Genomic DNA, 21,873 nt, shown 5'->3' with positions numbered 1-21,873 from the left:
AGCATCGGCGCCGTCAGCGTAGCGCCGCGTGAGCCTCTGCTGAGGACCTCGCGTTTCCGCTCATATGCCAGGTCGAGATCACCAGCGTATCGATCAGCACTTGTCGCGAGAGCTCATCCTTGGGCACAGCCACGCACGTTGGTAGCGTGATCACGCCTGTCCTGGTAAAGAGAAGCGCCTCGTGCAGGGCAGAGGCGCTCCCCTTCCAGGGAGATTCGGCCCCCCAGCCGTTCCTTCAAGGACGCCGCCAATATGCCTGATGGCCAGCGCTTTGGCTGTATCGGAATCAGCACAGGCGCCGAACAATGTGGCCTTAGAGCGCGGCCAGCAGCAAACTCAGGCCGATCAGGGCGGCAAAGGAAACGACAAACCGCACGGCGGCTTGTGTGAATGTCGGGGCATGTGTCGGAACAAAGACAGGCGCTGCAACCTCTGTCGGCGGCATGATGAAGACCTCGATGAACTCGGCAGGTTCTGGAAAATGGTGGAGAGGGCGATCCAATTGTGTCGCTCGGCGATGCGATATGTCGGATTTCGACGCTGATGTCTGTAGCCGGCAGGTCACACGGCGGGCCTTGATGCGCGTGATCTGCTGGCCTTTGAGAGCCGCATTGCCGCTGGCTTAGGATGACGTACATTCAAGCTGTGCGTCATTCCCTTGGCACACCCGCTCCGGTCGAGGTTTCAGACAGCGCCTCCGCCGGGGCGTTTCTCTCTCATGCCCCCTGAGACGCGGTGCCTCGGTTGTTGGTCTTCACAGCTGGGTGGCCAAGCCAGGCGCACAGCTCCTCCAAGGACGGAAAGCTGTGCTCGATCTCCCGGAACGGTGCGGGTCGCCTGCTCCGCGGCAACTCCTCAAGCAGTTCGGCGGTCCAAGTATAGGGCTGGCGCAGGCCGCTTCTCACCACGCTGGCCACGATGGTGTCGCCGAGGAGAAGGTCATAGGAGCCGGGCGCCAGCTGGATCAGGCTGTAGGTCATTGCGGGCTCGCGTCCGGGGCCAGCTGGTGATCAATCCACTCTCGGGCTTTGGCCAGGACCGTCTCCCGCTCCGGGGCCATGATCAGGGTGGGCTTATGGTCGGGCCGGGTCACGAGGGCCATCCAGTCCAAGCTGCTCGGGCTGAGGCGGATGCGATAGCCGTGATGGTCGACGAGGTCGGCCTCCTGAGAGGGAGAGGGATCGGTCATTATCGGACGGGTTGGTTTGGATGAGCGGGCAGGTCTAAACGGCGTTGGGTCGATATGTGGTGGGCCCGCCCGGACTCGAACCGGGAACCAGACCGTTATGAGCGGCCGGCTCTAACCATTGAGCTACAGGCCCACAGACGCGGACTATGCCGGATCGAAAGTGGCTTGGCTATTGCATGATCACTACTAAGTCATGAACGACGCCGCGGTCCAAGAGAATGGTTGTCTCCTGACTAACACGGCCTTGCCGCACTCCCGGCAGCAGGGCCGGGAGTGCTTTGATAGAGCCTGTCAGGAGATGGGCCGATCCGCCGTCGGAGACATGATCGTCTGCGTGGCCTCTTGCGCAACCTGGGCCGAGATCTGCGCGAGACGCTGGCTGTTGCCGATCATGTGCTCAACATTCTGACGGATCAGAGAGCTCTGGAGGCTCACGAGATCCGGTATCGAGCGACAGGCCAATAACTCGTTCATGCCATCAAGGTTTTTGAGCAGGCGCTCCTGTCTGAGGCCGAACCATTCCAGTGCGATCGTGCCGGTTCCGCGGGCCAGGATCCTGTTCGAACGGGCTACGGCTTGCAGATATCGTGGCGCGTGATCCAGAAGGTTTGATGTCACTTGACCCTGGACACCAGTGACCTCAATGGCACGGTCGACGATTTCGGCCGCGACAGGCAGACTGACCTGAGCCGTCGCTTGGATCCCCTGCTCGACGTCCTGGGTGGCCTCCGGAATAGCCTCAACTGCTGCCAGCAGGTTGCCGCCTGCGTGCGGTGCGCGTTTAGCCCTCGGGCGCCGGACCGGCTGGTCGCTGGCCGCCCGCGTGGCCTCGGCGATCTCCTCCTCAACCTTTTCGACGACCGCCTCGACCTCCTCCTCGTTCAGGACCTTCAGCACCACCGGCAGCAGTTCGTTCTTGTCGTTGCGGATGTGCTGCTGGAACACCTTCCTCAACTCCTCGACCTTCGGCAGGAACGTATCGCTGTCCTTCGGCGTGGCGGCAAGCTCGTCCAGAAGAGCCCTGGTCCGCTGATTGTCATCCCGCGCTTCGCGGACGAGGTCGGCGGTTTCTGGGTGGTTCTCCAGCACCGGAAACAGGTGCTGCTCCTGCAGATTGGCCAGAAGATCCAGCTCATGGGCCAGGCTTGCGAGCAGCTGTTCGCGGGTCTCGGCAGCATCATTGGCTGTCCCCAGCAGCTGGGCAAAGAGTTCGTTGGCCTTATCAGGCGGAGTTTGGCCGATGGTTCGGTTGATCATCATTCCTCGCAGACAAAGCAGAGGATCCGGCATCATCGACCGTACAGAGCCTGCAGCGGTCGTAAGGCGAGATCCCGCCAAGGGGTGAAAGAACGCCAGAGACAGGTACGCACAATTGGGCAGGCAAGCTTGCTGGATTGTGGAACGCAACAACGGCACAGCCGCAGGCAGCAAGCTCGACCATTCATATGGCAGTGCAACACGAGGGAGCAAGCATTCGGGACGGATTGGTAGCGGCACGCGGCAATATAGCCCAAACCTTGCGATTGTGCACCGCACAATAAGCCTTGACTTTTATGGTGCGATGCACAATAAACCAGCAGCCGGAGTCTTTAGCGGCTGCATCTTACAGCGGGCAAGGCGCCCTTTTGGAGAACCATCATGAACCAGCCGTTTGAAACCGTTCAGAAACTCGGCAAAGACAGCTTTGGCGCAACCGTGAAGGCCATCGAGGTTGCCACCACCGGCACGCAGGCGATCGCTGTCGAGACCGCCGACTATGCCAAGAAGTCGTTTGAGCAGACTGCCTCCACGTTCGAAAAGCTCGTTGGCGTCAAGTCGCTCGACAAGGTGATCGAGATCCAGACCGAATATGCGAAGAGCGCCTACGAAGGCTTCGTTGCTCAGTCGACGAGGACCCGTGAGCTCTATGCCAAGCTGGCCCAGGACAGCCTTGCGCCGTTCGGTGCCCTCTACTCTGCTGCGCAGGCGACCTTTGCCCCGGCAAAGTCTACAGCGCGTGCAAAGTAATCACAGGCACCATCAGCCTGTTTAGAGCGTCCGGCTCGCCGTCGGGCGCTCTCGTCTGTTTGCTGCTGTGCATACTTCCTGATTGCATCAAGGGCGCTTGCTTGATCAGCTTAACGGCTCGCCAAGCAATCCGTAGCACTGGAGAAGCAACGATGCTGGGATCCTGGGTCAGGCTCACCCTCGATACGACTCTGCTCGGCCTGGAAGCGCAAAGTGTGATAAGCCTGCGCTTGGCGCAGATTGCAATGGATCAGGGTACTCCGGCTGAGGCGCAGCTCATGGTGACAGAGAAGATGCTCGCCTTCATGGACGCCGCGATGACAGTTGCTGCCGGTGGGTCGGCTCATCAGGTCGTGCAGGATTACCGAAGGCAAGTCCAGGCGAATGCAAGGCGCCTGAGACTGGCCTGAGGCCAGCATTGCGGGCTAGATTCTTAACGCCACCTCGCTCCTCAAGAGCACGTCAGATCCGATCCGAGATGTTAGACGGCGTGCATCTCATGCTCGTCAGGAACGGACCGGTTTGATATTTGCCCGATGACACCGACAAGCTGGTGCGGATGGTACGGCGTTCGCAGACAGGGAGCGCCAGTGACCTTCTCGCGCTCCGGGAGCCTGTTGGGAATGCCGCAGGTGTAGACGACCTTGATCTTCGGGTCATCCTTGCGGGCGGCCTTCGCGAGTGCCAAACCCTCGGAGAAGTTCCCCAACTCTACGTTGATGACCAGAACGCTGATGCGCGGGGTTGTGCGGAGAAGATCGAAAGCTTTCTCAACACTGGCCGCCACCAAGACGTCATACCCATAGCCAAGAAGGCCGTTGCTGGTCAGGATGCCAGTCAGTCGATCCTTGGAAACCAGAAGAACAAGCGGTTGTCGAGCCATATGGCGCCCCTCAGAAGAGCAGGATCCGCCCACATGGTTAACAAGTGCTTACATCAGGGGATCTACTCGCTGACACTTGTGGTCGTCCGCACAAAGGTGGGTGAGAACCGTGCGGTTGCAACTGATGTCCCATGTGAGATGCTCGTATGGCCGGAACCGGATCAAGGAGCGGACCATAAGGTTGCGAGACTATTGATGCCCTGGGGATCAATGTCTTTGGTATTCTCGCTGCTGGTATCAGCCGGATCATTCCATTTGTGAATGTCACCGGCTTGCGGCCTGAGACAATCTCGGAGTCAGCACAGCCGTCGCTCTTCGAGCCTGGTGTACTCAACGATGCGTCCAAAGATGATTGGCTGCTGAGAGGGACTCACTAGGAGCTGAACATCGCTCCGATAGCTATTTTGACATCTCTTGGCCAGCAGCGCGGCCTCCACCGTGACGCGATCTCTTCAAGCGAGCAAACTGGCATCAAGAACGCCCTCCCCCGCTTTTGGCGAAGGTTGGCTTATTAGCCGAGCGCCGTTTTTCCCATCTCCAGCATGCTCCTGCGAAAGTAGCTGCAATGCGGCACGCGGGCACCAATCTGCATCGCCATGCGTCGATAACATGGATCGCCAGAGCACTTCCTTGACTGCGCCAAAACTGATCAGTTTCTCGGCAGACGAGCTGCTTTGTGCGCATAATCTGCTGGGACCCGCTAATGGCTGCATTTTGAGCAGGTCTGCCTTGTTGAACTTTGTGGTGCACTGCACAGTTTGTTCGCCATGAAACTCTCACTCCAAGACCTCCTGATCGGCTCTCACCCTGCCCACGGCACCCAAGCCGACGCACCTGCCCCAATTCGGCGCCGGGTCATCGCGTCGAAGACCAGCAGGAGACGACTCTCTCTGGCTCTCCAAGGCGGTGGTTCTTTTGGTGCGTTCACCTGGGGCGTCCTTGATCGCCTGCTGGCCGAGGATGATCTGGTGCTGGATGCTGTGAGTGGCGCAAGTGCCGGCGCGGTCAACGCTGTTCTTCTGGCCTCGGGGCTGTCCGAAGGTGGCCGATTGGGTGCGCGACAGAAACTGGAGCGTTTTTGGAGGCGCGCCAGCGATACTGCGCCTCGGACGCAGTCCGGTGCCGCACTGGCCATGGCAACCAGCGTCCTATCCCCGTACCAGTTCAATCCATTTAACGTGAACCCGCTCAAATCGCTGTTGGCCAGCGAAATTGACTTCGATGCCCTGCGGGCGAATCCCAGTGTGCGGCTGCTCATTGGAGCTACCCGCGTACGCGATGGCAAATTGCACATCTTTCGTGAGAAGGCTTTAACGCTCGACGCCGTTCTGGCGTCCGCTTGCCTTCCGGTTATTCATCATGCCGTCTCGATTGATGGTGAAGCCTATTGGGATGGCGGGTACTCGGCCAACCCGCCACTGATCCCGCTGGTTTCTGCCTCACGAGCTTCTGAAGCTCTGATTGTGCAAATCATGCCAACGGCTGGCGCAGAGATGCCAACAACATCCTCTGAGATCGCCAAGCGCATGGAGCAGATTACCTTCAACAGCTCACTTCTGCGGGATATGGACGCTCTCGCTGCCATGCGGTCATTGTCTGGCGCTGAGCCGGGAGGATCAGTTCTCTCGCGCAAGCTCCGCAAGCTACATCTCCACCATATCGCGGCTGAGGAGAGCTTTCCGCTGCTGAGCCAATCGAGCGCGCTCAATCTGGATTGGCCGTTCTTGCTTCAGCTTCGTGATGTGGGACAGGCAGCAGCGGATAAATGGTTGTCGGGGGCAACTGACGGACTTTCGAGCTAACCCTTTCCTCAGTGATGAGCTTCGAACGCAACCTCTCCTGTTGATTGCACTGGCTGCGAGTGCCTGCCGGCAACGGAGACCTGCCCTTCCTAGCCGCTTGTCCAGATGCGATGTTTCCGACCATACGCATGAACAGGAGTTTCTGGCCGCCTCGCTGCCGGTGTCCTCTGCTGAGAGCACCTGCTTCAGGGGGAAGACCACTGGCGGAGGCCTGACATCGCATTGCTTAGTCTAATGTGGTAACCGTCACCCGCTGCCCGCAGGAGTATGTTCCATGTCGGTTGCGACGAACCGCCTCGGGGAGCTTCCAGATGCCACTGCTCCAGATGGCTCCGAGGTGCGGGTCCTGTGCAGCACGAGCCGGGGCAGCCTGGCGCATTTCACGCTGCCGCCGCACGCGGTCTCGAGGGCCATGGCGCACCGGAGCGTTGAGGAGGTCTGGTACTTCGTCTCTGGTCGGGGGCAGATGTGGCGCCGCTGGCATGACCGGGAAGAAGTCGTGGACGTGGAGCCTGGGGTCGCCATCTCAATCCCGGTTGGAGCCCGCTTCCAGTTTCGCTCCGTCTCGCCCGAGCCCCTGACGGCGGTGGGAACCACCATGCCGCCGTGGCCGGGCGACGGCGAGGCGTTTGCCGTCGATGGGATCTGGGAACCAACTGTTTGATAGGTTCAGGAGAGTGTCGCGTTAACGCTCCGGGTGCCGAGGTCCAGTGCTATACTTCCTCAAGCCTTAAACCGAGCCGAGCGAAAGATGGAAACTAAGAATTTACATAGGGATGCGATCAATTGCTTCTGAAGAAGCCGCCATTTCCGAATGCTATGACATAAAGGCATAGCACCTCTTCGAGGATGCTGCTCCTCAGGAAAGGCCCGATCCTTCTATGCTGCAGCGCAGCAAGAACAATGATCGCCGGCCACTAAGGCCGGTCACTGCTGGGGGCCTCCATGTTCGTTATCTACATCCTGTCCAAGATCCGTAGCCACAAGTTCTATTGTTAGAACTGATCGATGCCCGCACCCAAAAAGAAGCCGTCTGGCGTCCAGACCTCACTCCGCTTCAATCCTCCCTCCCTGGAAGAGGCGATCTATGCCGCGCAGGGTCTCACCGACGGGGTTGATGGTCAGGCAGAGATTGCCGCAAGGCTGATGGGCTTGTCGGAGGCAGAGGTCAGAGCCGCGATTCTCAAGGCAGCCGCCGCCAGGCCACGCCTCTCCAGCCGGCCACTGACTCAGGCTCGGGTTGCGCCAGGCCGACAACCTGTTGTGGTGGAGCGTAGAGCGCCGCGCGTCTTGACCCGCTGAGGGCAGGCTTTCGTTTCGCCTGATCGCGCCCCGTCGCACGAGGCCGTATCCTGTTATGGATGTTCACCTTCCAGCGTGAAACCCGCCTTGAGCACGACTTGGTAATGGTGAACCTCGCCGTTCTCCACATGTCCCCGGGTTTGCACCACCTCAAACCACCTCAGGTTGCGTAAGGTCTGGTCGGCACGCTTGATTGCCGTTTGGATTGCATCCTCGATGCTGCTCGTCGACGAGCCCACCAGTTCAACGACCTTGTAGACGTGATCGGACATTCTACCCTCCCTGCTTGTATCCAAGGATCATAGGTAGGGCGACCGATTTCGCCTGCGAGGCCGGTGCGCTCAGCCGGCGCGTGGAACGAGGATCAGGAACATTGCGGCTGCTGACGTCGATTGGTGGTCGAGGTATTCCCATAGGTGTGAGGGAGCAGCCGCTCAAAGCTGCTGCGAACAGTGCCGTAGCACTCACAAGAGGTCTGCTCCAGACTGGCGCGGTCGGTCACCGTGATGACACCACGGCCTTGTTTGATGAGACCTGCCTCCTGGAGTGATCGGGTGATGCTGCTGACGGTGGAGCGCTGCACGCCCAGCATGTCGGCCAGGAACTCATGCGTCAGCGGCACGGTGTTCCGATCGAGCCGGTCGTGCATGCTCAGGATCCAGCGGCAGGCGCGGGCTTCGACACTGTGGACGGCATTGCAGGCGACGTTCTGCAGAACCCGGGCCATCATCGCCTCGGCGAACCGCAGCACCAGTTGGCGCACCTTCGGGCGCTGGCCGATCACCGCGTGCAGGCGCTCCAGCTCGATTCGGGAGGCAGTGCCGGAATTCAGCACGATGTAGCGCCCGAAGGAGTGGCTGGCTGTCATCGCACTGACGAGGCCTAGGGCCCCTTCTCGACCATAGACCGCCATCTCGGCCGAGCGGCCGTCCTTCAGCACGGCCACCAGCGACACCACCGTGTCATGAGGAAAGATGGCATGCCTCAGAGGATCCCCCGCCTCGTACAGCACTTGGTCCTGCTGCAGGGAAACCCCGTCCAGGTGCGGCTCCAGTGCCGCGAAGTCGTCCGGCTCCAGGGCCGCCAAAAGGCGATTAGCGCGATGGCTGACCTTGGGAGCTGGAGCGAGGACAGAGTTATCAGCTTTCATACCCCGAGCTAGCCGAAGAGATGCCGGAAGAAAAGTTAGGGATCCTACTTAAGCTAACGGAAGGAGGTTTGGCGGCCTTGCTCATCCGAGCGCCTGCTCCAGATCGGCGATAATGTCGTCCGGATCCTCCAGCCCGACCGAGAAGCGGAACACCCCGTCGCCTGCCCAATCGCGGTAGGAGCGGGCCTCCGCCCCCTCCAAGTGGAACGATGACCGTAGAATGTCGTCTGTAGGAATGTAGAACAGCAGGCTCTTGGTCTTGCCCAGTGAAACCGCATACGAGACCACCCGCAGCTGCTCGGCGAGCTGGCGGGCCAATGCTCCACCTTCTTCCTTGGCCGAAAAAGCCAGCAGGCCGGAGAAGTTCCGCATCTGGCGCTGAGCCAATTCATGCTGCGGATGGCGGGGAGAGCCCGGCCAAAACACCGACCGCACCTTGGGGTGATCGGCCAGGAAAGCCTCGATTCGGCGGGCGTTCACTTCGTGCATCATCATGCGGGGCGCCAGGGTTTCTAGCCCGCGTAGGATCAACCAGGCGGCAAAGGGCGAGAGCGAGCCGCCCAGATGGATGAGGCTACCCTTGCGTAAGGCGGCGATTTGCTCCTGTCGGCCGATCACGGCGCCTCCGAGGGCGTCGCCATGCCCGCCAATATACTTGGTCAGCGAGTGCACCACATAGTCGGCGCCAAGCGCCAGCGGCTTGGTGCCGAGTGGGGTGGAGATGGTTGCATCGACCGAGAGTTCGGCTCCGCCAGCATGGGTGATCTTAGCGATGGCGGCTATATCGGACAGGCGGAGGATCGGATTGGCTGGCGTCTCAACGTGGACGAGCTTGGTGTTTGACCGCATTGCCGCAGCCACAGCCTCAAGGTTCGACGCGTCGACGGCTGTGACGGCGATGCCGTGCTTGGGCAGAATATCATGGGCAAGCTCTGCAACACCTGCGTAACAGACATTGGACAGAACCAGGTGATCACCGCTGCTCAGGCGATCCAGAAACAGGGCGCTGATTGCCGCCATGCCGCTGGTAAAGCTGAGGGCCGCCTCGCCACCTTCGAGTGCAGCCAAGCGAGTTTCCAGCAGCGCGAGGGTCGGATTGCTCCAGCGCGCGTAGAAATGAGGCGCGGCCTCATTCAGATCGTTGGCTGAGAAACCCACCGCGTCTGGATGGGTGAAGAAGCTGGTCGCCATCACTGGAGGGGACGATGCCGGCAATCCGATCTCCCGAGGCCCCGCTCCGGCATGAAGGGTCAGGGTTGCATCATGGCTCACCGACGTCTGATCATTCATTCGGCTGCTCCTTCGTGGTGTTCCTTCCCCGTCCCGGTAGCACTCGCGCCAGCAGGGTGGCAAACGGCGGCAGAACACAGGAACCTCCGCAAGCGTGGGCGCAGGGCTACAGTTCTGGGCCGCAGTATCGGCTTAGGACGGTTATAGTCCAATAAGTGGCAATTCTCTTCCAGCCGCCAAGTTAAGCAGGGGCTCAGGGGTAGGTTTACTGTTATAACTGTAACTAGCCAACTCTCTAATCGACATCTTGAGCGGCTCGGAACGGCGGCGCTGGACGACCGACGATATCCCGCGTGTATCAGGGTGCCATGGGAGCGATACTGAGAAATCATCCGAAGCAGGGCTGTACAAGGCCATCGGTGAGTGCGGTTCGGACAATCCTGGACAGTGGCTCCTGCTTTGAGGAGTAATACTGGGATACGAGAGATCGTCCTCGTGATGGCAAAATCGCACCGCAGGTAATCTCCGTGATGGTTCTGAAGGGACGACCATGCCCAGCCGGCGGAAGCCAGATGTCCGTGTCTTCGATCTTGCGAGCTGGCTGGCTGGCCCTGCTCGCGTGAGCCTCACGCCGGTCGAGATCGTAGCGCAGACCTGCGAGCGGCTGGTGCAGGCCGGCATCCCGCTCTGGCGGGTGCGGCTCGGACAGCGGCTGGCCAATCCTCTCATCGGAGCATGGGGAATCATCTGGGTGCGCGGGGCTGAAGCCCAGGAGTACATCGTTCCGCGCAGCATGCTGGCGACGAGTTCCTATGCCGGCAGCCCTTTCGAGCACGTGATCAAAACCCGTACCCGCTTTCAGCGCTCCTTGCAGCACTTGGACCCGGCCAAGGATCATCCGGTGTTATTCGAACTGGCCGCAGCTGGAAGTACCGACTATCTTGCTCTTCCCTACATCTACGGTGACGGCTCGGTGCAAGGGGCCGCATTCACCACAGACGCCGTCAGTGGCTTCAGCCCGGAGGATGTCGCTTTTATTCAGGAGCTCAGCCCGTTCTTGGCCGCAGCGTTAGAGCCAGCTGCCATGCGGCGTTCAACCGAGAGCCTGCTCCGGACTTACCTCGGCGATGGTCCGGCCAGACGCATCGCAGCCGGTGCCATCCGCCGCGGCGATCAGGTGGAGATCGAAGCGGCCGTGCTGCTCACGGACCTGCGGGGGTACACGGCGCTTGCGGAGCAACTGGCGCCCGACCAGCTCCTGGAGCGCCTCGATCAGTACCTCGAAGTCATCGTCGAGGCTGTTCGCGCAGCGCGAGGGGACGTTCTGAAGTTCATTGGCGACGGCGTGCTGTCGATCTTTCCTGTCGAAGCTGGTGGACGAGAGGAGGCCTGTGCTCGCGCACGCCGTGCCTTGGAGGCAGCCCTGAGGAAGGCCGCTCAGCTGAGTGATCTGCACTTTGTCGGCTGTCTGCACATTGGCCCTGTCACTTACGGCAATATCGGAAGCGCCGATCGCCTGGACTTCACGGTAGTTGGTCCCACGGTCAACCTCATCAGCCGATTGGAAGCAGTCGCCAAGAGCATGAAACAGGTTGCTGTGTGTTCGCGAGAGATGGCAGCGTACTTTCCTGCTGACACAATTCAGCCTCTCGGCAGTTTCGTCCTACAAGGTATTCCGAACGAGCAGATGATTTTCGCTTTGGCGTCGCCCGACTCGGAAACCAGGGAATGATCATCTCATCTGTCAGTGCATGATGTGAGCTGTAGTCAGTTGGTATCTGATCTGCGTCCTGGCTGCCGATTGCCCACGCATGCCGGCCTATGCTCTTCGGAGTTCATGGTGTCGTGTAATCAGTTTTGCCCCTTGCTCATTTCTGATCACGTACAGGAGCATGCCATCCTCTGTGACAGGAAGAACGCGCACTACTTCACACAGACGTCCAGTTCCTCTGACGCGGACAAGCTGACCAACCACGAAGGCAGATTGCATCGCACTCTCCACGCCAAACCGGATCGCTGGCATAGCTCCCGCAGTAACAAGATGGGCTCGTTGTCGAGTAATTTGGTGAACGCGTCAGAAATGATGAAACAGTCCGCGTCTGTGCCGGTCTGGACGATCGAGTCCCCGGATGCGGAACTCCAGTTCATGCAGGTCTGTGGCTGATGCGAGGTGCGCCGCATCGCGCTCTTCATCTGTGGGCTTAAGCTGATGGCGAATCCAAGTCAGATGACGGCCGATGACCAGGGGCAGCGGCAGCCGACCAAAGGCGGCCAGCTTGCAAAGCGTGTATAAGACCATGTCATGGCTCCTCTGATGTGTCTGGAGCCCTCTGGCGCTTCCCCTGCAGGCTGTTTGTTGTTGTACGCTCTTTTCCGGTGCGTGCGCTCTCGTTCGAACGTCTTGAGCGATAGCAAACTGACATGACGGGTCTGTTACGAGGAGGCTCAGGTGGCGCGGAGACCGCGCCGTTTGACAACCACGATCTTGGGCTGCCGTCCTCGGGGAACCCCCGGTCGACTCGGCCTGGTCTGAGCCTGCACCGTCAGCACGCGCCCTCGGACTTCATCTTCCGGCAGGCCGATCAATTGTGCCGCAATGGCAATCTGGCTCTCGACCCGGTGTGTCAGGCCCTGTGCCGCCGCGATGGCCTCATCAAGACCAGGCGGATCATAGCGTGTCCGACGCTGGCCCCACGCGGCAGGAATGCTTTTCTTGTGACCCATGACCCTCTCCCCGGCATCTGACAAGGCAACGAGGGAAGAGGCCATTTGTGCGGCGCACAATTGTCGCAGCCGACGTTCAATGCAATGGCGCGTGAAGTCATGGGCCAAGGGAAAGGCGTGGCAGTCTTCGCATACACATTGTTTACCATGGCTACGGCAAGATGCGTGTACCGGCGCGTGGCGTATCAGCCCTAACAGAGGCTCTGGTGCCGTTGGTCAATGGCGCCGGGGTGGTTGGAGGGCTTCCTCTCCGCTGACGCCCTGGCTGAGGGATTTTGAGGCAGCACCCTCGGCCAGGGCGCTTGGCCGCGCAACCGGCACAGCCGTTGAAGATCAAAACCAAACCGGGGCCAGCGAACAGGAAAGAGTGCCATGGCCCGCTACTATTTTGATGTTCAGAGTGGAAAGCCGCCCGTGCACGATGACGAGGGAGCCGAGTTCGACAGCCTCGAGGCGGCCGTGCAGGCGGCGGCCCGCTCAGCGGCTGAGATCGGCACCAATCGTCTGGCGAAGGGCGATACCAGTGATGTCGTCATCGAGGTGCGAGACGAGCAGAGCCAGCGGGTCTGTACGGTGACCGCGTCAATGCGAATTGACCGGCACGGCCCATCCCATCAGGGGCCGCATTCCTGGAGCGCGTAAGTCACGCGAGGCCCGCGGCAAAGAGAAGCATCCTGCGGTTGACCAATGCCGACTCTGCCTCGCTTGGAAGCCATCCGGGCGAAATGAGATCGACGAGACGGTCGATCAGGAGCGCTGCTGGTCAGCTCTCTCACGCACTTTTCGTAGAACCGACCCGACGTATTCCTGAACGAGAGGTGCCGCCAGGCCAAGTTCCCGTGCGATCGTGTCGACCCCGGCCCCGTCGCCGAGCCGCCGCAACACATTGGCTTCCATGGTGGAAAACCAGCAGACTTCCGGATCGGGCACTTTGATGAGGGTTGCTGTCATGCTTGGCTGTCCAGGAGCGCCGACAGTTCCCTGACGTAGTTCTCCCGCCGCTGCAGGTGCCTGGCCTTGAGCATCGTTAGGGTTCGATCCTTCACATTGCTGTTGGGCAGAGTTCGGCGCAGGTTCTCGCGCTCCCGCTCGTACTCATCATCGATCTCCCGCAGAATGGAACGCAACGATCGCACCAGCGGATGATCCTCAACAGATGCAGCCGAACCTGCGCTGCTCCGGCTGATGATCAAATGGCTCTCGGGCTGGTCGCTCACCTCCGGCCTCCATGACTACTATCCGGCCGACTGCATGGTGGCAGGAATATAGATGCTTTGTCTGTCGGCAAGACGACACATCAGGGCGGATCAGGCCGGCTTGATCGATGTTTCGGCACAAAGCCAAGCGGATGAGCACAATCTGCTTCGGGAAGCAGCGCTGAAGCAGACTGTCACCAGCAACCAGCACTCATGGCGGCTCCTGTCCATAGGGTGGACGCGGAATGCTCTTGTGAGCAGCGCGTAAGGCAGCCGACCAGCGCTCGATCAAGTCATGGAAGTAAGGCTCGCCCGGCTCGATCCGGTGGAGCACTTCGAAGGCGAACGCATCGCGCCGGGCGATTGCCAGATTAATGGGTAGGGCGACTCCGATGTTCGAGCGCATGGTCGAGTCCATCGAGGTCAGGCTGATCTTCAAGGCCTCATACAGGTCCGTGTTGTAGCGAACGGCCCGATCCAGAATGGGCTTGCCGTACTTGCGCTCGCCGATCTGGAGGAAGGGGGCGTCCGGCCCGCAGCGGATGAAATTGCCGGCTGAGTAGACGAGGTAGAGTTCCATTGGCCCGCCGGTCTCCTTACGGCGGAGCCCTTCGGCCGGCAACCCCGAAACAGACTGGGACAAACTTGCCAAGCTGAAGGAACTCCTCTGTTCTGGGGCCAATACGCTGAACGTTCTCCGCCTATGGGAGGAAAGCGCAGCATCCGGGGTGCGCACCCGTCTCCAGCCGGCACTGCGCCGGTAGCCTCCCACGGCGGCATGACTTAATTCCGGCACCTGCTTTTGGCAGGATCAGCACAAACTTGGGTTTGGCAAGCTGGTTGAGTGGTCCGCGGGGGTGTCCACTAAAGCTGAGGTGCATCCAATAAAACGACGGTTTGTTCGATCTGTTGGCCCGACCTCCATTAAATTGGAGGAAAGAAGCGGCCCTGTCAGCGAGATGCGTTGCTGTGGAACCCTGCCAGGCTCATCCTTTTCTTCGACGCAGCGGAAACGCTGGCGAACTTCGGACCAGCAGACGAGAGACAGACAGATGACCAGCTCAGCCGCAATGCCCATGATGGGCAACATGATGCCGGGGATGATGCCGATGATGGGCGGCATGATGCCCAACATGACGCCTCAGATGCAAATGCCCATGATGGGTGGAATGATGCCAGGCATGATGCCCCAGATGCCGATGGGCGGGATGATGCCGATGATGGGTGGCATGATGTCCCCGATGCAGATGGGTGGGATGATGCCGGGCATGATGTGCCGCATGTCCTGCGACATGGCCGCCGACGGCTCCATGACCTGCACCATGATGCCGATGGAAGGCATGTCCGCAGACATGTTCAAGATGTGCTGCGAGAACATGATGAGGATGATGGAAATGGGCATGCCCTGCATGATGATGTGCGGCGGCATGATGCTCGTTGGCATGGGCTCGGCCATGGGCGCGCAGACCAAGCCGATGAAGAAGAGCGCCTGAACAGGCCCTCTCTGAAAGGCGCTGCCGCCCGCAAGGTGCGGCGGCGCCTACTCGGGGCGTAGGATCGAACGATCAAACCGTCTCGACGTAGGACATCACCAGGTACATGATCGCCATCACGTGGCCGGGGTTCCGGTAGATGTGCGGAACGTCGGCCTGGAAAATGATCGAATCGTCCGCGTGAAGACTGTAAACGGAGCCGTTGACCTCGATCTCTACATCGCCGACCACGACGGTCAGGTTCTCGATGGTGCCCGCCGCATGCGCAACGGCGTCCTCCTGTGACTGCGCGGCGAGGGTGAGCTTATAGAACTCGACCCGCCGCTCCGCTTCGAACGGAAACAACGCCCTTGAGGTGAAGCTCCCATCCGCTGACGTCAGGATTTTCGCACTCTTCGAACGCATGACAACCGTGCCGCTGCCAGTACTCGGGCTTGTCAGCGCCGAAAACGGGACGTTGAGCGCCCGCGCCACCTTCCACAACAGCGAAATCGTCGGAACGCTCCGCCCCAGCTCAATCTGGCTCAACATGGCGCGGCTGACGATCTCGGCAAGTTCGTGAGCCTCAGTCTCAAGATCGCCTTCAGCTTCATGTGGGATACCGGCGAGATGATCCTTAGGCATATCTCTCACGGCGCCCCTCGTCTTACCGGTGCATGGGCCAAGCATTCCCGACCCAGACGGGCACGAAGAACCATACCGCAACCCAGGTCCCAGGCACAACGGCGGGCATCGGCGCTAGGAGCTGCGTCACCCCGTGGCGTTGGCGCCTCACTTCGTTGAGATCAATGATTTCTGCCGTCGCGGCCATAATCCTTGCCCAGAGTTCATCAAACAGAACGTAAGGTACTTTATAAAGAACAAACTGTCAATATAACGGAACCTTGGCAGTTTCTGCAGACGCATCCTATTGTGGTAGCTACGATTTCGGCCCCAAGGCAGAGTTCCAACTGATGTTCTGAAAAACGAACGTTTTGGCGGGATCCGGAATTTGAGTCGAGGTCAAATTCGGTCCATTACATGAGCTACGACCCGCGCAGGATCGGTGGCGGTTGATGGCTTGTGACGGGTGGCAGAGAGCCATCGTAAATCTGGACCTCGACAAGGCAGGAATGCGCACTCGGTCCTTGGGCGAGCGCGGATGTGCCACGGTCGGGCGTCAGAACATTGGGATTGCCATGTTTATCCAGCGAACCAGGCGTACCCGGCTCCAGGGGATCAAACCACGCTCCTGTGGACAACTGGACGACGCCTGGACGCACCTCGTCCGAAACGCACACGCCTGCCAGGCAAGCGCCACGATCATTGAAGACACGTACGATGTCGCCCTCTGAAAGCCCGCGACGTCCCGCATCCTGTGGGTTCATGCGGATCGGCTCGCGCCCATTGATCTTGGCAATTCGGGCATGACTGCCATGGTCATACTGGCTGTGCAGCTTGGTGACCGGCTGGTTCGAGATCAGATGAAGCGGGAAGCGATCTGCGGCAGGCGCCCCGAGCCATTCCTGTGGCTGTAACCACGCAGCATGGCCTGGGCAATCCACATAGCCGAAGCTTGCGATCCGCTCCGAGTACAGCTCGATCAATCCCGACGGGGTCGCAAGCGGGAACTGTGCCGGATCGGCGCGGAAGTCGGCGAGGAGCGGCTTGACCGCGACGGGTTCCGGCAACAGGGTGACACCTTCGCGCCAGAAGGCATCGAAATCGGGAACCTCCATATCCGCAGCGGCAATGCGTTGGCGTGCCAACCCATAAAGATGCCGGAGCCAACTCTCCTCAATGCGCCCCTCCGTAAAGGCCTCTTCAGCCCCAAGCCGTGAGGCCAGTGCGGAAAAGATCGCGAAGTCATCGCGAGCCTCCCCGGCCGGTTCCGTCAGTCGATGCGAGGCCGCAAGCATCCGGTCGCGATTGGCGCAGACGATATCATTCCGTTCCAGCTGCGTGGTGACCGGAAGAACAATGTCGGCATGACGTGCGGTCGACGTCCACCAAGGCTCGTGGACGATAATCGTCTCGGGACGCTTCCAGGCCAGAACGAGCCGGTTCAGGTCCTGATGATGGTGAAACGGATTGCCGCCGGCCCAATAGACCAGCCGGATATCAGGATAGACGCGCCGTGCGCCGTTGAAGTCAAAGCTCTCGCCTGGACTCAGCAGCATGTCGGCAATCCGGGCCACGGGGATGAAGTCATCCACCGCGTTCGTGCCCTGCGGGAGCGAGGGCCATGGAAGCTCGTGGTCGGCGTTCCCAACTCCATTGACCGAACCATACCCGAACCCAAACCCGCCCCCAGGGAGCCCGATCTGGCCCAGCATGGCAGCCAGGGTGATGGCCATCCAATAGGGTTGCTCGCCATGGTCCGCCCGCTGCAGCGACCATGACATCATGATGAAGGTGCGTCCGGCCGCCATCCGGCGGGCGAGGGTGCGGATTTCGTTCGCCGGAATTTCGCAGAGGCTCGCCGCCCACTCGGCCGTTTTGGCAACGCCGTCCTCGTCACCCGTCAGATAGGCCTCGACCTGGGCAAATCCGGTCGTATAGCGCGCCAGGAAGGCTCGATCGTGGAGGCTCTCACTCAGCAGGGTGTGACAAAGCCCGAGCATCAGGGCGACGTCCGAGTTCGGGCGCGGCGCCCACCACTCAGCCCCCAGCTCGACATGAGTGTCATTGCGGATCGGACTAATCGAGATCAGCTGGGGCCCGGCATCGCGGCAGGCACGAAGCCCCTCACGCAGGGTATGGCGGCTGAGCCCGCCAGAGCTGACCTGTGCGTTCTTGTGAGAGGCGCCGCCGAACATGACGATCAGGTCGGAATGGCCCGCGAGCAGACGCCACGGCGTGTGTCCGGCTGCCAGCCCGCGCCGGTCTCCGATCACATGGGGCAGGATCGTATCGGCCGCGGCAAAACTGTAATTCTGCACCGAGCGCGTGTAGCCGCCGATCGTGTTCAGGAAGCGGTGGATCTGGCTTTGCGCGTGATGGAACCTGCCGGCGCTCGCCCAGCCATAGGAGCCGCCATAAATCGCCTGGTTGCCATGATCCTGCCGGACCCGATCGAGTTCGCGCGCGACGAGCCCCAAAGCATCGTCCCAGCTCACCTCGACGAAGGGCTCGGCGCCCCGTCCTTCGCCGCCGGTTGCGGCACCGTTCTTCAGGAACGAGCGTCGCACCGCTGGCCGCAAAACACGCGCGGGGCTGGTCCTGGCAGCAATCATTGCGTTAGCAATCAGCGAGGGATCCGGATCACCCTCATACGGGGCAAGCAACACCGGTACGCCTTCCTCAAGCTGAACCCGGTAGGTGCCCCAGTGCGTCGCCAGCGTCGGTTTGTCTGGTGATGGTAGCATCGTCCGTCCTTATTGGAGACTGCCGCCTGCCCTGCCCTCCGGTCAGGCGAGCGAGCGGGCCGGTGTCTCCTGATCCTGGGATAGGCCCGCAGCCTCCAGTGCTGCGATCGCTCGCCTGGCACCGGAGAGATGCTCGACGAGGAGACGCGAGAGCAACGGTCCATCGCGTCGATCGAGGGCGGCTAGAATGGCTTCATGCTGGCTGCTGACGAAGGTCCAGTCCTGTTGCTGCATAATGGCAAGATAGCGGACGCGGTAGAGCCGCAGATTGAGCTGCGCATGCACCTCGATGAGCGAAGCATTACGCGAGGCCTTGATGATGCTGAGATGGAAGGCTTGGTTGGCCCGGAAGTAGCGGAGACGGTCGTTCCGCTCGTAAGCGGCCAGCATTTCGTTCTGCCAGCCGTGGATTGCCGTGATATCGGCTGGTTGGGCCCGCTCGCAGGCCATCTGAGCGCCCAACGCCTCCAGCGAGGAATAGACCCGCAGCAGATCGCGCATTTCCTCAATACTCAGATCGGTGACAACAGCACCGCGGTTAGGAGCAAGGTCGACCAACCGCTCGACCGCGAGGATCTTCAGGGCGTCACGAAGCGGGGTCCGGGAGACATTGAGTTCTTCTGCAAGCGGCACCTCGCGGATGCGCTCACCCGGTTTCAAAATGTCATGAATGATCAAGTCACGCAGGTGCGCAGCAATTTGCTGCGGCAGCGGCTGGGCCGCAACCGGCACTGACCCTACGTCGAATGACCCAGCACGGGCTATCGGCGATGGGTCCTCATTCCCGGTCATTTGCAGCCCCCCTTCTCGTGCTTGACATCGTTGTGCCCAATCGTGCGCGAGCATTTGGCCCAAGGCTGTCCTTCATGCAGCAAAAAATCACCAGAAACAGGCTTGATTGCATCATTGTGTTCGGCTTATCGTACAAAACGTTCGCCATTTAGAATTTTATTCTCCATAGTGCCCGTTCTTTGGAATTGACCGGGTGAGTATAAGCTGTTCTGATCATTGTATGCAATCGACAATTGCTGCGGGGAATGTTCGAAGGTCAAGTCAACGTACCGGTTTCGGAGACGAAGAGTTCTGATCTTCGATCCGTTTGCACCATGAGGGACCGATGATGCGGCAAATCGAGGGAGTGCCTGGAGCGATCCTTGGCCTATGGTCCGTAGGGGCGGTGCTGCTACACCTCTACTTCGCCGGGTACGGCTATCCGGAGCCCTTGGAATTAGCCGCACTGCACTTGGCGCTCTTCGTACCGCCGGTCTTTTTTATCTTTCCGGCGAGCCCAGCCTCTCCCAAGGGTAGGCCCACTGTTCTCGATGGCCTGCTCGCCGTTGGTGCTTTCGTCCCAAACGTCTATATCTATTTCAATCAGGCTGAGATTTATGAGCGTACGAGCTTTATCGATCCGCTGACGCCCATTCAGTATGTTCTCGGCACAGCGATGGTGCTCACCGTTGTCGAAGCGACGCGGCGTTCGATCTCCTACACGCTAGCTGGGCTCGTGCTGCTTGTGATCGGCTACATGGCAGTCTGCCACCTTCTGCCAGGCGCTTGGTATTCCCGACCATTGAGCTTTGCTCATATTACAGAGATCAACTTCCTGTCGGTCGGCAGCGGTCTTTACGGCTCCTTGACGGTCATGAGCGCGACCATCGTTGCGTCGTTCCTAATCTTCGGGTCTTTGATGCAGGCCAGTGGCATGAGCCGCCTCTTCGGCAATTTTGGCGCCGTGACAGGCGGACGCTTCACGGGTGGCCCAGCGAAAGTGGCCGTGATCTCTTCTGCCCTCTTCGGGACGATGAGCGGTTCTTCGGTCGCCAATGTCGTCGTGACCGGATCCATGTCGATCCCGCTCATGAAACGCCTCGGTTTCCGACCGGTCTTTGCTGCGGGCATTGAGGCGGCCTCCAGTGTCGGCGGGCCGCTGATGCCGCCCGTGATGGGTGCCGCAGCCTTCATCATGTCCGAGATGATTGCGGTCCCCTACTCCGCAATCATCATTGCGGCCGCCATGGGGGCGATTCTGTATTACGTGAACATCCTCACAGCGGTCCACTACGAGTCAAAGAAACTTGGTATCGGCGCCATTCCGAGGCGCGATTTGCCGAGCCTGCGCGATCTCGGGCGCGACGCCCACCTGGTTCTGCCACTGGCGCTCCTCGTGACCTTGATGATGATGCGCTTCTCGCCGTATCTGGCGGCCTTCTGGGCGACGATTGCAACCGTCGCCGTCGCTGCGCTGAGGCGGCACACCCGCATGGGACCGCGCGTCGTGTTCGTGGCACTGCGGGATGGCGGGTACCTTATCTCGATGATTGCGGTCGCGGTCACATCGGCAGGCATCATCACCGCAGCACTGACCAATACTGGGCTTCTGCTCGCCTTCACCGGGATGATCAAGGCAGCGGCCGGCGGATCATTGTTGCTGCTGGCGTTGTTGATCGCTGGTACCTGCCTCTTCCTTGGCGTCGGCATTCCAACAACGCCGGCCTATATCATCACAGCTGCGATTGGCGCGCCGCTGATCGCCGAGCATGGGGTGCCGCTGATCGCGATTCACCTTTTCATCTTCTACTTCGCCGTTCTGGCGGACGCCTCGCCGCCTGTGGCTCCGGTTGCGGACGCTGCGGCGACGATCGCAGGATCGCCTCCGATGAAGACGGGCTTCTATGCGTGCCGCTTCGCGCTGGGAGGCTTCGTGACGGGTCTTGCATACATTTACGAGCCCGGTCTTATCTTGAGCGGCTCACTCTTTGACATTGGAGCCACGGCCGCCGCTCTTGCAACCGGGCTCGTTCTAATCTCCGCAGGTCTCGTCGGCTACGCCTGGGGACCTCTTCCGGCGTGGTTGCGCCTCGGGTTCATAACAGCTGGGTGCTTCTGCTCGCTCTGGTATGCCGTTCCCGTCTGGCAACGCGGCGCCGTCGGCGTAGCGCTGGTCGGTGCCATGATCTTGATAAGCCGCTCGATGGCAGCGCGCGAGAGCAATCCCCCGCTTCAGCCGGCGCTGGCCAGCCATCCGGAAGGAGAGGTGCAGTGAATGTCGCTCGATGCATGCACACAGGCGCACTCCCCCTAAGAGGAGAAGTGCAAACGAACTCGGTGGAGTTCTGCAAGCAATGCGGTGAGGACAGCGATGGGAGAGAGCGATGAGCAGACCGCAGCCGATTTCCTATGAGCACATGTCATCCGAAGCCCAAGCCGTGATCGACGATATCAAGCGCACACGCGACGTGGCCGACGTGAATGACTTCTGGAAGTATCTCGCCCGTGATCCCAAGACCCTGAAGCGGACCTGGGAAAGCATCAAGGAGGTGATGGCGCCGGGCGCTCTCGATCCGTTGGTCAAAGAAATGATCTATTTAGCCGTCAGCGTCACGAACAACTGCACTTATTGCATCGCCAGTCACAGTGCTGCAGCCCGAAAGGCTGGTATGAGTGACGCGATGTTCGCCGAACTTGTCGCGGTCATCGGCATGGCAAACGAGACCAACCGGCTCGTCACAGCCTACCGCGTTCCTGTCGATCCTGCGTTCGAGTGAGC

Annotated in this window: 25 protein-coding genes, 1 tRNA gene and 1 pseudogene; 9 read left to right on the top strand and 18 right to left on the bottom strand. The window is 60.3% G+C overall.

Annotated features, from left to right (window positions below; translation table 11 throughout):
* Nucleotides 1–313: 313 nt before the first annotated feature.
* The 5 genes from KBI52_RS13710 to KBI52_RS13690 form a co-directional block, all read right to left on the bottom strand.
* The gene (locus KBI52_RS13710; RefSeq protein WP_210808147.1) at nucleotides 314–502 is read right to left on the bottom strand and encodes a hypothetical protein; all 189 of its coding nucleotides are present in this window, start codon (nucleotides 500–502) and stop codon (nucleotides 314–316) included.
* Nucleotides 503–716: 214 nt separating this feature from the next.
* Nucleotides 717–980: a hypothetical protein gene (locus KBI52_RS13705; RefSeq protein ID WP_210808145.1), complete on the bottom strand. Its 264-nt coding sequence runs from the start codon at nucleotides 978–980 to the stop codon at nucleotides 717–719.
* Nucleotides 977–1,189 (bottom strand): hypothetical protein, encoded by a 213-nt coding sequence (locus KBI52_RS13700; protein WP_247654378.1) that lies wholly within the window; start codon nucleotides 1,187–1,189, stop codon nucleotides 977–979. Before KBI52_RS13700 ends, KBI52_RS13705 begins: the two co-directional genes overlap by 4 nt.
* A gap of 57 nt (nucleotides 1,190–1,246) precedes the next feature.
* Nucleotides 1,247–1,322 (bottom strand) — tRNA-Ile (locus KBI52_RS13695).
* Between the two features lie 158 nt (nucleotides 1,323–1,480).
* The gene (locus tag KBI52_RS13690) at nucleotides 1,481–2,620 is read right to left on the bottom strand and encodes a phasin family protein (RefSeq protein ID WP_210808143.1); all 1,140 of its coding nucleotides are present in this window, start codon (nucleotides 2,618–2,620) and stop codon (nucleotides 1,481–1,483) included.
* Between the two features lie 207 nt (nucleotides 2,621–2,827).
* Here KBI52_RS13690 and KBI52_RS13685 point away from each other — a divergent pair, with 207 nt between their 5' ends.
* Both KBI52_RS13685 and KBI52_RS13680 read left to right on the top strand, forming a co-directional pair.
* The gene (locus tag KBI52_RS13685; protein WP_210808141.1) at nucleotides 2,828–3,196 is read left to right on the top strand and encodes a phasin family protein; all 369 of its coding nucleotides are present in this window, start codon (nucleotides 2,828–2,830) and stop codon (nucleotides 3,194–3,196) included.
* 152 nt (nucleotides 3,197–3,348) lie between these two features.
* Nucleotides 3,349–3,606 (top strand): hypothetical protein, encoded by a 258-nt coding sequence (locus tag KBI52_RS13680; protein WP_210808139.1) that lies wholly within the window; start codon nucleotides 3,349–3,351, stop codon nucleotides 3,604–3,606.
* Nucleotides 3,607–3,677: 71 nt separating this feature from the next.
* Here KBI52_RS13680 and KBI52_RS13675 read toward each other — a convergent pair whose 3' ends face one another.
* Nucleotides 3,678–4,079, bottom strand: coding sequence for a response regulator (locus tag KBI52_RS13675; protein WP_210808138.1), 402 nt, complete (start codon nucleotides 4,077–4,079; stop codon nucleotides 3,678–3,680).
* Between the two features lie 767 nt (nucleotides 4,080–4,846).
* Here KBI52_RS13675 and KBI52_RS13670 point away from each other — a divergent pair.
* Nucleotides 4,847–5,881 (top strand): patatin-like phospholipase family protein, encoded by a 1,035-nt coding sequence (locus tag KBI52_RS13670; protein WP_210808136.1) that lies wholly within the window; start codon nucleotides 4,847–4,849, stop codon nucleotides 5,879–5,881.
* 274 nt (nucleotides 5,882–6,155) lie between these two features.
* Nucleotides 6,156–6,545 carry a cupin domain-containing protein gene (locus KBI52_RS13665; RefSeq protein ID WP_210808134.1) on the top strand — a complete coding sequence of 130 codons (390 nt, stop codon included), beginning with the start codon at nucleotides 6,156–6,158 and terminating at the stop codon, nucleotides 6,543–6,545.
* 691 nt (nucleotides 6,546–7,236) lie between these two features.
* Here the strand turns inward: KBI52_RS13665 and KBI52_RS13660 are convergent.
* The 3 genes from KBI52_RS13660 to KBI52_RS13650 all read right to left on the bottom strand — a co-directional run bounded on the left by KBI52_RS13660 (nucleotide 7,237) and on the right by KBI52_RS13650 (nucleotide 9,623).
* Entirely contained in the window at nucleotides 7,237–7,455 is a 219-nt protein-coding gene (locus KBI52_RS13660; RefSeq protein WP_210808132.1) for a dodecin, read from the bottom strand.
* A gap of 92 nt (nucleotides 7,456–7,547) precedes the next feature.
* Nucleotides 7,548–8,270: a Crp/Fnr family transcriptional regulator gene (locus KBI52_RS13655; RefSeq protein ID WP_247654377.1), complete on the bottom strand. Its 723-nt coding sequence runs from the start codon at nucleotides 8,268–8,270 to the stop codon at nucleotides 7,548–7,550.
* Between the two features lie 144 nt (nucleotides 8,271–8,414).
* The gene (locus tag KBI52_RS13650) at nucleotides 8,415–9,623 is read right to left on the bottom strand and encodes a PLP-dependent aspartate aminotransferase family protein (protein WP_210808128.1); all 1,209 of its coding nucleotides are present in this window, start codon (nucleotides 9,621–9,623) and stop codon (nucleotides 8,415–8,417) included.
* A 490-nt stretch (nucleotides 9,624–10,113) separates the two neighbouring features.
* Here KBI52_RS13650 and KBI52_RS13645 point away from each other — a divergent pair, with 490 nt between their 5' ends.
* On the top strand, nucleotides 10,114–11,295 hold the full coding sequence (locus tag KBI52_RS13645; protein WP_210808126.1) for an adenylate/guanylate cyclase domain-containing protein: 1,182 nt from the start codon (nucleotides 10,114–10,116) through the stop codon (nucleotides 11,293–11,295).
* Nucleotides 11,296–11,637: 342 nt separating this feature from the next.
* On the opposite strand, the gene KBI52_RS13640 is transcribed toward KBI52_RS13645, so the two are convergent.
* Both KBI52_RS13640 and KBI52_RS13635 read right to left on the bottom strand, forming a co-directional pair.
* Entirely contained in the window at nucleotides 11,638–11,862 is a 225-nt protein-coding gene (locus tag KBI52_RS13640) for a DUF3563 family protein (protein WP_210808124.1), read from the bottom strand.
* Nucleotides 11,863–12,008: 146 nt separating this feature from the next.
* Entirely contained in the window at nucleotides 12,009–12,287 is a 279-nt protein-coding gene (locus tag KBI52_RS13635) for a hypothetical protein (protein ID WP_210808122.1), read from the bottom strand.
* Between the two features lie 372 nt (nucleotides 12,288–12,659).
* Here KBI52_RS13635 and KBI52_RS13630 point away from each other — a divergent pair, with 372 nt between their 5' ends.
* The gene (locus KBI52_RS13630; RefSeq protein ID WP_210808120.1) at nucleotides 12,660–12,929 is read left to right on the top strand and encodes a hypothetical protein; all 270 of its coding nucleotides are present in this window, start codon (nucleotides 12,660–12,662) and stop codon (nucleotides 12,927–12,929) included.
* 105 nt (nucleotides 12,930–13,034) lie between these two features.
* On the opposite strand, the gene KBI52_RS13625 is transcribed toward KBI52_RS13630, so the two are convergent.
* The 4 genes and pseudogenes from KBI52_RS13625 to KBI52_RS32945 form a co-directional block, all read right to left on the bottom strand.
* Nucleotides 13,035–13,238, bottom strand: a complete 204-nt coding sequence (locus tag KBI52_RS13625) for a hypothetical protein (RefSeq protein WP_210808118.1) — start codon at nucleotides 13,236–13,238, stop codon at nucleotides 13,035–13,037.
* Nucleotides 13,235–13,414 (bottom strand): hypothetical protein, encoded by a 180-nt coding sequence (locus tag KBI52_RS13620; protein WP_210808116.1) that lies wholly within the window; start codon nucleotides 13,412–13,414, stop codon nucleotides 13,235–13,237. The genes KBI52_RS13625 and KBI52_RS13620 overlap by 4 nt, the downstream gene beginning before the upstream one ends.
* Nucleotides 13,415–13,694: 280 nt before the next feature.
* Nucleotides 13,695–14,153: pseudogene (locus KBI52_RS13615) on the bottom strand (peptidase); the annotation flags it as partial.
* Nucleotides 14,154–14,294: 141 nt separating this feature from the next.
* Nucleotides 14,295–14,606, bottom strand: a complete 312-nt coding sequence (locus KBI52_RS32945; RefSeq protein ID WP_247654375.1) for a hypothetical protein — start codon at nucleotides 14,604–14,606, stop codon at nucleotides 14,295–14,297.
* Between KBI52_RS32945 and KBI52_RS32940 the strand changes: the two genes are divergently transcribed.
* Nucleotides 14,593–14,976, top strand: a complete 384-nt coding sequence (locus tag KBI52_RS32940) for a hypothetical protein (RefSeq protein WP_247654374.1) — start codon at nucleotides 14,593–14,595, stop codon at nucleotides 14,974–14,976. The genes KBI52_RS32945 and KBI52_RS32940 overlap by 14 nt on opposite strands.
* A 72-nt stretch (nucleotides 14,977–15,048) precedes the next feature.
* On the opposite strand, the gene KBI52_RS13605 is transcribed toward KBI52_RS32940, so the two are convergent.
* From KBI52_RS13605 to KBI52_RS13595, 3 genes are all read right to left on the bottom strand, one after another.
* Nucleotides 15,049–15,600, bottom strand: coding sequence for a helix-turn-helix domain-containing protein (locus tag KBI52_RS13605; RefSeq protein WP_247654382.1), 552 nt, complete (start codon nucleotides 15,598–15,600; stop codon nucleotides 15,049–15,051).
* A gap of 401 nt (nucleotides 15,601–16,001) precedes the next feature.
* Nucleotides 16,002–18,323 (bottom strand): molybdopterin guanine dinucleotide-containing S/N-oxide reductase, encoded by a 2,322-nt coding sequence (locus KBI52_RS13600; protein WP_210808112.1) that lies wholly within the window; start codon nucleotides 18,321–18,323, stop codon nucleotides 16,002–16,004.
* A gap of 42 nt (nucleotides 18,324–18,365) precedes the next feature.
* On the bottom strand, nucleotides 18,366–19,115 hold the full coding sequence (locus KBI52_RS13595) for a GntR family transcriptional regulator (protein WP_210808110.1): 750 nt from the start codon (nucleotides 19,113–19,115) through the stop codon (nucleotides 18,366–18,368).
* A gap of 325 nt (nucleotides 19,116–19,440) precedes the next feature.
* Here KBI52_RS13595 and KBI52_RS13590 point away from each other — a divergent pair, with 325 nt between their 5' ends.
* Together KBI52_RS13590 and KBI52_RS13585 are read left to right on the top strand one after the other, a co-directional pair.
* Complete coding sequence (locus KBI52_RS13590) at nucleotides 19,441–21,369, top strand: TRAP transporter fused permease subunit (RefSeq protein ID WP_210808108.1); 1,929 nt, start codon at nucleotides 19,441–19,443, stop codon at nucleotides 21,367–21,369.
* 109 nt (nucleotides 21,370–21,478) lie between these two features.
* Nucleotides 21,479–21,871, top strand: coding sequence for a carboxymuconolactone decarboxylase family protein (locus KBI52_RS13585; protein ID WP_210808106.1), 393 nt, complete (start codon nucleotides 21,479–21,481; stop codon nucleotides 21,869–21,871).
* Nucleotides 21,872–21,873 lie beyond the last annotated feature (2 nt).

Source organism: Microvirga sp. HBU67558 (assembly GCF_018069605.1).
Taxonomy (GTDB): Bacteria; Pseudomonadota; Alphaproteobacteria; order Rhizobiales; family Beijerinckiaceae; genus Microvirga; species Microvirga terrae.
Note: the sequence above shows the minus strand (reverse complement) of the source record. Positions and strands in the feature narration are given on the sequence as shown.

What these genes read in the sequence shown, in the direction of transcription:
- KBI52_RS13650 (WP_210808128.1), bottom strand. Translation starts at nt 9,623, where the DNA reads ATGAATGATCAGACGTCGGTGAGCCATGATGCAACCCTGACCCTTCAT.
- KBI52_RS13660 (WP_210808132.1), bottom strand. Translation starts at nt 7,455, where the DNA reads ATGTCCGATCACGTCTACAAGGTCGTTGAACTGGTGGGCTCGTCGACG.
- KBI52_RS13685 (WP_210808141.1), top strand. Translation starts at nt 2,828, where the DNA reads ATGAACCAGCCGTTTGAAACCGTTCAGAAACTCGGCAAAGACAGCTTT.
- KBI52_RS13705 (WP_210808145.1), bottom strand. Translation starts at nt 980, where the DNA reads ATGACCTACAGCCTGATCCAGCTGGCGCCCGGCTCCTATGACCTTCTC.
- KBI52_RS13645 (WP_210808126.1), top strand. Translation starts at nt 10,114, where the DNA reads ATGCCCAGCCGGCGGAAGCCAGATGTCCGTGTCTTCGATCTTGCGAGC.
- KBI52_RS13665 (WP_210808134.1), top strand. Translation starts at nt 6,156, where the DNA reads ATGTCGGTTGCGACGAACCGCCTCGGGGAGCTTCCAGATGCCACTGCT.
- KBI52_RS13635 (WP_210808122.1), bottom strand. Translation starts at nt 12,287, where the DNA reads ATGGGTCACAAGAAAAGCATTCCTGCCGCGTGGGGCCAGCGTCGGACA.
- KBI52_RS13605 (WP_247654382.1), bottom strand. Translation starts at nt 15,600, where the DNA reads ATGCCTAAGGATCATCTCGCCGGTATCCCACATGAAGCTGAAGGCGAT.
- KBI52_RS13700 (WP_247654378.1), bottom strand. Translation starts at nt 1,189, where the DNA reads ATGACCGATCCCTCTCCCTCTCAGGAGGCCGACCTCGTCGACCATCAC.
- KBI52_RS13675 (WP_210808138.1), bottom strand. Translation starts at nt 4,079, where the DNA reads ATGGCTCGACAACCGCTTGTTCTTCTGGTTTCCAAGGATCGACTGACT.
- KBI52_RS13585 (WP_210808106.1), top strand. Translation starts at nt 21,479, where the DNA reads ATGAGCAGACCGCAGCCGATTTCCTATGAGCACATGTCATCCGAAGCC.
- KBI52_RS13670 (WP_210808136.1), top strand. Translation starts at nt 4,847, where the DNA reads ATGAAACTCTCACTCCAAGACCTCCTGATCGGCTCTCACCCTGCCCAC.
- KBI52_RS13595 (WP_210808110.1), bottom strand. Translation starts at nt 19,115, where the DNA reads ATGACCGGGAATGAGGACCCATCGCCGATAGCCCGTGCTGGGTCATTC.
- KBI52_RS13625 (WP_210808118.1), bottom strand. Translation starts at nt 13,238, where the DNA reads ATGACAGCAACCCTCATCAAAGTGCCCGATCCGGAAGTCTGCTGGTTT.
- KBI52_RS13640 (WP_210808124.1), bottom strand. Translation starts at nt 11,862, where the DNA reads ATGGTCTTATACACGCTTTGCAAGCTGGCCGCCTTTGGTCGGCTGCCG.
- KBI52_RS13630 (WP_210808120.1), top strand. Translation starts at nt 12,660, where the DNA reads ATGGCCCGCTACTATTTTGATGTTCAGAGTGGAAAGCCGCCCGTGCAC.
- KBI52_RS32945 (WP_247654375.1), bottom strand. Translation starts at nt 14,606, where the DNA reads ATGCCGCCCATCATCGGCATCATCCCCGGCATCATGTTGCCCATCATG.
- KBI52_RS13590 (WP_210808108.1), top strand. Translation starts at nt 19,441, where the DNA reads ATGATGCGGCAAATCGAGGGAGTGCCTGGAGCGATCCTTGGCCTATGG.
- KBI52_RS13680 (WP_210808139.1), top strand. Translation starts at nt 3,349, where the DNA reads ATGCTGGGATCCTGGGTCAGGCTCACCCTCGATACGACTCTGCTCGGC.
- KBI52_RS13600 (WP_210808112.1), bottom strand. Translation starts at nt 18,323, where the DNA reads ATGCTACCATCACCAGACAAACCGACGCTGGCGACGCACTGGGGCACC.
- KBI52_RS32940 (WP_247654374.1), top strand. Translation starts at nt 14,593, where the DNA reads ATGATGGGCGGCATGATGCCCAACATGACGCCTCAGATGCAAATGCCC.